Origin of the sequence: Mesorhizobium intechi (genome assembly GCF_002879535.1) — a bacterium.
In the GTDB taxonomy this organism is placed as follows: Bacteria; Pseudomonadota; Alphaproteobacteria; order Rhizobiales; family Rhizobiaceae; genus Mesorhizobium; species Mesorhizobium intechi.
On sequence record NZ_PNOT02000337.1, the window covers coordinates 1 to 7,307 of the forward strand.

At 61.2% G+C, this 7,307-nt stretch carries 10 protein-coding genes; 7 read left to right on the forward strand and 3 right to left on the reverse strand.

Annotation, left to right across the window (positions count from 1 at the left end):
• A partial coding sequence (locus C1D09_RS28595) for a DUF2934 domain-containing protein (protein ID WP_143977348.1) occupies nucleotides 1-194 on the forward strand: 194 nt, incomplete at its 5' end.
• 83 nt (nucleotides 195-277) lie between these two features.
• Here C1D09_RS28595 and C1D09_RS28600 read toward each other — a convergent pair.
• The gene (locus C1D09_RS28600) at nucleotides 278-970 is read right to left on the reverse strand and encodes a glutathione S-transferase family protein (protein WP_143977349.1); all 693 of its coding nucleotides are present in this window, start codon (nucleotides 968-970) and stop codon (nucleotides 278-280) included.
• Nucleotides 971-1,037: 67 nt separating this feature from the next.
• On the opposite strand from C1D09_RS28600, the gene C1D09_RS28605 reads away from it, so the two are divergent.
• Nucleotides 1,038-1,550 carry a DinB family protein gene (locus C1D09_RS28605; protein WP_143977350.1) on the forward strand — a complete coding sequence of 171 codons (513 nt, stop codon included), beginning with the start codon at nucleotides 1,038-1,040 and terminating at the stop codon, nucleotides 1,548-1,550.
• A gap of 23 nt (nucleotides 1,551-1,573) precedes the next feature.
• On the opposite strand, the gene C1D09_RS28610 is transcribed toward C1D09_RS28605, so the two are convergent.
• The gene (locus C1D09_RS28610; protein ID WP_143977355.1) at nucleotides 1,574-2,164 is read right to left on the reverse strand and encodes a GNAT family N-acetyltransferase; all 591 of its coding nucleotides are present in this window, start codon (nucleotides 2,162-2,164) and stop codon (nucleotides 1,574-1,576) included.
• A gap of 65 nt (nucleotides 2,165-2,229) precedes the next feature.
• Nucleotides 2,230-3,189, reverse strand: coding sequence for a LysR substrate-binding domain-containing protein (locus C1D09_RS28615; RefSeq protein ID WP_143977351.1), 960 nt, complete (start codon nucleotides 3,187-3,189; stop codon nucleotides 2,230-2,232).
• Between the two features lie 112 nt (nucleotides 3,190-3,301).
• Here C1D09_RS28615 and C1D09_RS33335 point away from each other — a divergent pair, with 112 nt between their 5' ends.
• The 5 genes from C1D09_RS33335 to C1D09_RS28645 form a co-directional block, all read left to right on the forward strand.
• Complete coding sequence (locus C1D09_RS33335) at nucleotides 3,302-4,138, forward strand: hypothetical protein (RefSeq protein WP_167514795.1); 837 nt, start codon at nucleotides 3,302-3,304, stop codon at nucleotides 4,136-4,138.
• A gap of 45 nt (nucleotides 4,139-4,183) precedes the next feature.
• Complete coding sequence (locus tag C1D09_RS28630) at nucleotides 4,184-5,110, forward strand: DMT family transporter (protein ID WP_143977352.1); 927 nt, start codon at nucleotides 4,184-4,186, stop codon at nucleotides 5,108-5,110.
• Nucleotides 5,103-5,306, forward strand: a complete 204-nt coding sequence (locus tag C1D09_RS28635; RefSeq protein ID WP_143977353.1) for a hypothetical protein — start codon at nucleotides 5,103-5,105, stop codon at nucleotides 5,304-5,306. Before C1D09_RS28630 ends, C1D09_RS28635 begins: the two co-directional genes overlap by 8 nt.
• A 103-nt stretch (nucleotides 5,307-5,409) precedes the next feature.
• Entirely contained in the window at nucleotides 5,410-5,916 is a 507-nt protein-coding gene (locus C1D09_RS28640; RefSeq protein ID WP_425463432.1) for a Ros/MucR family transcriptional regulator, read from the forward strand.
• 158 nt (nucleotides 5,917-6,074) lie between these two features.
• The coding region (locus tag C1D09_RS28645) for an ABC-F family ATP-binding cassette domain-containing protein (protein WP_143977354.1) at nucleotides 6,075-7,307 on the forward strand (1,233 nt) is incomplete at its 3' end.

Sequence of the window (7,307 nt, forward strand, 5' to 3'; positions counted from 1 at the left end):
GGCAACCGGCCGGTCACCACGAACGCCATTGGCACCAGGCGGCCGCCGACATCGATCGGGAGGATGCGGGCAAGCCGCCGGCAGCCAAGAAGGCACCCGCCGCCAGCAAGGCCAAAGCCGCTCCCAAGGAAGAAAAAACCGCCGTGAAAGCCAGCAAGCCGACGACGAGCAAGCCAAAGAAGGCGGCCAAGTAGGCCCGCTATCCCGCAGCTGATTTTCGCCACGAATAGACGGCGCGTCCACCTGCCCTCGCGGGCAGGGCAAGCGCTTGCGGCCGTCAGGCGGCTGCCGCAACCTTTCGTCCCAGCCCGCCATGCAGGTCGAGGCAACGCGCGAACCATTGCGCCACGAGATCGCTGTCTTCAAGCAGCTGGTAGGACGTGGCGATGCGCGCCCATTGCAGCGCGCCGAAGACGATGTAATCCGCGAACAGCGGCGACGCGCCGCCGATGAAAGGCTGGTAGCCCAGCATCGAGCGCAGCGGTTCGAGCGAAGCCCGAAACGCCGCCAGGCCGGCGTCGCGTCCCGCGACGACATCTTCCAGCTGCCTGCCGAAGCGCTTCTCCCGGCTCTGCCGGAAGTACACGGCGTTCTCTTCGTCCTGCATGGCATGGAGGTCGACGAGCGCCGCGGTGGTGACGTAGGGATGGATGGTCAATTGCGACCAGCGCTCGATGAAGCGCGCCATCGCCTTGCCGCCGTCGCCGCCAAACAGGGTCGGCCTATCCGGATAGGCTTCCTCGAGATAGAGCGCGATGGCGAAGGAATCGATGACGACCTTTTCGCCGTCGCGGATCACCGGAACGGTTTTCGAAGCGCCGTCCTCGATGGTGGGCACCTCGAGAAAACGTGTCGGCGCGGTCGAGATATCGAGCCCCTTGTGCGCCAGCGCCATCGTCGCCTTCCAGCAATGCGGACTGAATGGACGGCTCTCGTCACGCCCGACGAGCTCATAAAGCAGAATGGTCATTGGCGCGGGTCTCTTTGCGGTCTAGGTATCGCTCGCGACACCCCGAAACGGGGCGGCGGGAGAAACGATGAAACAGCATTTCATGATGTTTGCGGCGTATAATCAATGGGCCAATGGCCGCATCTATGATGCCGCCGCGGACCTTGACGAAGAAGAGTTCAATCGCGACGTCGGCGCCTTCTTCGGCTCGCTGATGGGCACCCTCAACCATCTGCTTGCCGCCGATCGCATCTGGATGAAGCGCTTCACCGGCGAGGGCGACGCGCCGACGGCGCTGGATGCCATACTGCACCGGGCCTTGCTCAAGTTGAGGACGGCGCGCGAGGCGGAGGATCGGCGGATCATCGACTGGCTCTCCGGCCTGAGCGACAAGGCGCTGTCGGGCCGCTTTACCTATATGACCCTGTCCGACATGCGCACCGTCTCGCAGCGTCTTGCGCCCGCGCTGGCGCATGTCTTCAACCACCACACCCATCATCGCGGTCAGGCGCATATGATCCTGACGGTCCTCGGCCGTCCTTCCGTGCCGCTCGATCTGGCGCATTTCCAGCGTACCGAAGAGGGCAGGGCTTTCGCCTGATCCGGGCGAGCTGCCTGCGCCGACTACCGCCGCATCTTCCGCAGAAGCATGGCCTTCACGTCAGGCCATTCGGAATCGATGATGCTGAACCGTACCGAATTGCGTTTCCTGCCGTCCGGCATGATCCGCTCGTTGCGAACGATCCCTTCCTGCTTCGCCCCTATCCGTAGAATGGCCGCTCTCGATGCGTCATTGAGTTCATCGGTGGTGAATTGCACCCGCACACACGCCATGACCTCGAAGGCATGGGCCAGCAGAAGGTACTTTGCCTCGGTATTGACCCCTGATCGCTGAACCGAAGCGCTGAGCCACGTGTGCCCAATCTCCAATTTTCTGTTCATGCGATCGATCTTCCAGAACCGCGTACTCCCGCAGATCGCTCCCGTGCCGCGCAGGACGATTGTATAAGGCATGACGGTCCCAGCCCGTCGTCCAGCCAGGGCGCTGGCTACATAGTCATCGATCGTGGCTGGCCCGGGAACGACGGTGGCCGTGAGGTTCCACAGCTCGCCGTCCGCGGCTGCGCACAGAAGGCCCTGCGAATGCCCCGGCTGAAGCGGCTTGAGTTCAACAATCTTCCCGGCCAGGGCGGGTTGCATGGATTGGACGTCCATTAACCGAAGGTCCTCAATTTTCTGACCGGCGGTCATCGGGGTACAATTGGGCGCTGATACGAATTTCAGACAGCTTCGCTAGCCAGATCGCGGATTTCACTATCCAATTGGCGTTGCGTCAAAGCCGCTTCCGCCATGACCCACTGTTTGAACAGCAGCACCTTGCGTGTGGCAAAGTGCTTGTGGGGGGAGACGAAATACCAGCCTGCGGTATTCGGATGGTGGACGGCAAAGGGGGCGACCAGCCTTTCGGCGCGGATGTCGCTGGCCATATAGGCACGGTTGGCCACGGCAAAGCCCATTCCGGCGTTGGCTGCCTCATAGGACATCATGCACGAGTCGAAATAGATGCTTTTGGTCTCGCTGAGCACGAAGCTGGCGCCGGCGAAGCCAAGCCAGGACTGCCAGTTCTGGGTGCAGGTGTCGGAATGCAGAAGCGTGAAGTGCCTGAGGTCGTCTGGCGTCACCTTTGACACCGGCTTGTTGCCGAGAACCTCATGGAACAGTTTGCGGCTGCACACCGGGGTCAGGTCTTCCCGAAACAGCAGATCGGACAGCAGTCCGGTGAAATGGCCGTCTCCATAGCGGATTTCGAGATCGAAATCGGAGGCCGTGAACTCATGTGTCGCGTAGGAGGTCGAAACCCGCATCACGATATCGGGATGTCGCCGCTGGAACTCCGGCAGGCGCGGAAACAGCCAGCGCGCGGCGAAAGTCGGCAGCACTGATATTTTCAGCACATGTTCCTGCGATTGTCCGGTCGCTTCCATGCTGGCGGCGACGATCCGCTCCAACGCCTCGCGAACACGCGAGACATAGGTCTCGCCTTCCGGCGTCAACGACACCGCATTGCCACCGCGCTGGAAAATCTTGAAGCGCAGCTGATCCTCCAAGCTCTTGACGCGCTGGCTGACAGCCGAAGCGGTGATGAACTGCTCCTCGCCGGCCCGCGTGAAATTCCCGTGGCGCGCAGCACTCTCCACGATTTTCAGCGAATTGAGATTGACCTGACTGAGCAGACGCACGGGCTTCGACCTTAAGCTGGGCTTACACTAGCACCAGCATTCCTAATTTTACAGGGGGGGCTAATTTAATCGACTGTTAATCAAGTGTTTGCCCCCCACTTGGAGAAGTACAATGAACGCACATACCATACCCGAACTGCGCTATGCGATGAGCCGTGAGGCCATCATCGGCCACGAAACCGCCTGGAAAGTGTCGAGTTTCGGCGTTGCACAGTATCTGCATGGCTATGACCCGGCACTGCTCGCCGCAATCGAGGAGGCCGCCCTGAAGCTCAAGGACAGTCATGCCGTGCACAAGCACCTCGACCTGACCTTCATCACCGGCGCCGACCGTTTCATTCCTGAAATCAAGGAATTGCTGCACGACAAGCTACGCCTGGAGCGGCTGTCCGACATGATGGGCACGAAGCTGGAGCCCTATCCGCTGTCGATCGTCGGGTCGACCGTCACCTTCATGAATCCCAGGGACGGCGCCGTCGAGTGGCATTGCGACGGCGTTCCGGTCACCGAACTCATTCCTTTGTCGATCAGCAACCCGCTGGTCGGCGGCCATCTCGAAATCTATTGCGACGATTCCGAGACGGGCCGCGCCATCCTCGAATCCGGCCGCGAGATCCCGCGCAACCGCATCATGCGCATCGATCACAAGATGAACTACGCGACACTCGGGCAGTTCCTTGGCGTCCTGCATCGCACGGCGCCGATCCACTATGGCGAGCGCGTCACCCTGGTGCTCAACCAGCGTTCGGTGGCCAAGCCCTATGTCGACGACAACCGCATGTTCTATCTTGCCGCCGACAATGACCACGACCGCGAGTGGGTCAACGAATTGGCCGAAGATGTCTGGGCCAACCAGTTGCCGGCCTATCGCCGGTTCGAGGCGGAGCATCCGACGCCCGCCGCCTCCGCCGAAGCACAGGTTTCGGGCGGAGCCAGGGAATCATGGTAGTCAACCATGATCCCGAAAAGTGGCAGCCGGTCTTCGGACAAGATCATGGTCCAACACAGGGATAGAGCCCCAGGGCGACTGTTTCGGCACGGATCAGGTTCGATATCCGCGCTGGTCTTTGCTGCCGGCGCGGTGGCTTTGTGGTCGACCAATGCTTTGGTCGGCAAATTCCTGCTGGCAACCCATCCGGTATCGCAAGTGCAGTTCCTGCAATTTGCGGGAGCTGCACTGCTCTTCGCCTTGATCCGGTTCATGAAACGTGAGGACGCGCCGCCAATGGCGCCGAGGGCGGCACTCGCTCCTCTCGCGGTCGGATTCATCGGTCTGGTCGGCACCATGGTGCTGCAATACATCGCCTTCGCCTCGATGCCGGTAATCGAAGCCAATCTCGTGGCCTACACCTGGCCCCTGATGGTCGCCGCGGCAGTGATCGCCTTCGACAATCCCCGGCGTCCGGTCTTGCTGGGTCTTGCCGCGGCCCTCGGCTTCGTGGGTGTTGCGCTGGTGATTTCGGGAGGGCGTGAGAACAGCTGGTTCCAGGGCGACATCGTCGGCTATTTCGCCGCATTCGGATCCGCGCTGTGCATGGCTTTCTATTCGGTGATGGTGGGACGACTCGCCACTTCGCCCGATCGCCTGCTGCTGCCTTCGTCGCTTGTCGGCGTGGCCTTGACGCTTTTGTGGTCCGCTGGCGAAGGCGTCGCCTGGCCCTCCGGCGTCGATCTCGCCCTGGGATTCTATCTCGGCGCCGGTCCGATGGGGCTAGGTTATTACTTCTGGTCGCGGGCCTTGAAGCTCGAAGGCAGCGGCAAGGTCGCGGTCATCGCCTATCTCACGCCGATCGCCTCGACTTTGCTGCTGACCCTGTCCGGCGAACGGTTGACGACAACCGCCATTGCCGGCGCCGTCCTCGTCATCGGCAGTTGTATCGCGGTCGGCCTGGAGCGCTCGGAGGCGCAAGACCATGTTTGACGACAATGAACGTCTCGCCAGGCAGGAAGCGTATTGGCTGATCAAGGAATTTGGCGCCGAAGCACCGCTTTACGCGGCGATGAAGGCCGAAAAGGCAATTGAACAGAAGGATTTCGGGCGCTGTGCCCGTTGGCGGCGTATTCTTGAGATATTGGCCGATACCCGAACGACCAAGTCTGCTGCTTCCAAGTATTAGATTTTCTAAATTGCGCGGCGTGCATTTCCCATAAAAATAGTTGACGCCAAGTTTTGATTCGTTCGGCACTTGGCGAGCCGTTGGGGGACGCGGTTAAAAAGATATGTCGACGAAAGTCTTCGCTGGGGTGGATGGCTTTCTCGCAAATAGGGTGAAAGATTTGTCAAATATCGAGGATAAGACCGTTATAGAGCTAACGGCCGATATTGTCTCTGCCTATGTCGGCAACAATCCGCTACCAGCTTCCGGCCTGCCTGACCTGATTGCCAGCGTCAGCGCATCGGTTCGAAAGTTGGCTGGCGCGGTCGTCGTGGAAAGCCCGAGCCTGGTTCCGGCCGTAAATCCAAAAAAGTCGGTGTTTCCAGACTACATCATCTGCCTGGAAGACGGAAAGAAGTTCAAGTCGCTCAAGCGACATCTCAGGACAGACTATGGTCTGAGCCCGGACGACTATCGAGCTAAATGGAGCCTATCGCCGGACTATCCGATGGTCGCTCCGAATTACTCGGCGACCCGGTCGGCGCTGGCAAAGTCGACGGGACTTGGCCGCAAATCGGCGGCGGCCCCGGCGGCCGTGGCAAAGGGAACCAAGCGCAAGGCCGCTGGCTAAGCGTTGCTCGGCTATTCCGGCTGAGCGTTGCTCGGCTGACTGCCGATCCACTGACCGGCTGCTTTGACGGCGATTGTGTGCGCCGTTTTCGGACCTTGCGTGGCCAACTGGCCCGCAAGGTCTTGCGAAGCGTTGATGTCCGGTGCAAAAGCGCGGCCATGCTGATCATCAACGACCTTTCGCTCCGCATGGCCGGGCGCCTGCTTCTCGACCATGCCTCGCTGACCTTGCCGGCCGGCACCAAGGCCGGCCTTGTCGGCCGCAACGGCACAGGCAAGACGACGCTGTTCAAGGCCATCACTGGCGATTTTCCCTCCGAGACCGGTTCGATTAGCCTGCCGAAGAACACGCGCATCGGCCAGGTGGCGCAGGAGGCGCCGGGAACCGAGGAGCCGCTGATCGAGATCGTGCTCAAGGCCGACCTCGAACGCACGGCGCTGCTCGAAGAGGAAAAGACGGCGACCGATCCACACCGCATCGCCGATATTCACATGCGTCTGGCCGACATCGATGCGCATTCGGCCGAGTCCCGCGCGGCCACCATCCTCGCCGGCCTCGGCTTCGATGATGCAGCGCAGCGCCGTCCGGCCTCGTCCTTCTCCGGCGGCTGGCGCATGCGCGTGGCACTCGCCGCCGTGCTGTTTTCAGAGCCTGATCTGCTGCTGCTCGACGAGCCGACCAACTATCTCGACCTCGAAGGCACGCTGTGGTTGGAAAACTACGTGTCGAAATACCCGCACACCGTGCTTCTGATTTCGCACGATCGCGACCTGCTCAACCGTGCCGTCAACTCGATCGTTCATCTTGATCAGAAGAAGCTGACCTTCTGGCGCGGCGGCTACGATCAGTTCGAGCGCCAGTACGCCGAGCAGAAGGAATTGCAGGAAAAGGGCCGCGTCAAACAGGAGGCCGCGCGCAAGCACATGGAATCCTTCGTCGAGCGGTTCCGCGCCAAGGCGTCCAAGGCCAGACAGGCACAGTCGCGCATCAAGGCCCTGGAAAAGATGAAGCCGATCGCGGCGATCGTGAACGATTCGGTGCGGCCGTTCTCTTTTCCCGAACCGGTCAAGACCGTGGCCTCGCCGATCGTGGCGCTGAACAACGTCAATGTCGGCTACACCGAAGGCCAGCCGATCCTGAAGAAGATGACGTTGCGCATCGACGCCGACGACCGCATCGCGCTGCTTGGCGCCAACGGCAACGGCAAGTCGACCTTCGCCAAGCTGCTGTCGGGTCGCCTCAAGCAGGAGAGCGGCACGATGACGGTGGCGCCCGGGCTGAAGGTGGCGATCTTCGCCCAGCATCAGCTCGACGATCTGCGTCCGGAGGAAAACGCCTATGAGCATGTCCGCCGGCTGATGCCGGAGGCGCCGGAGTCAAAGGTGCGCGGT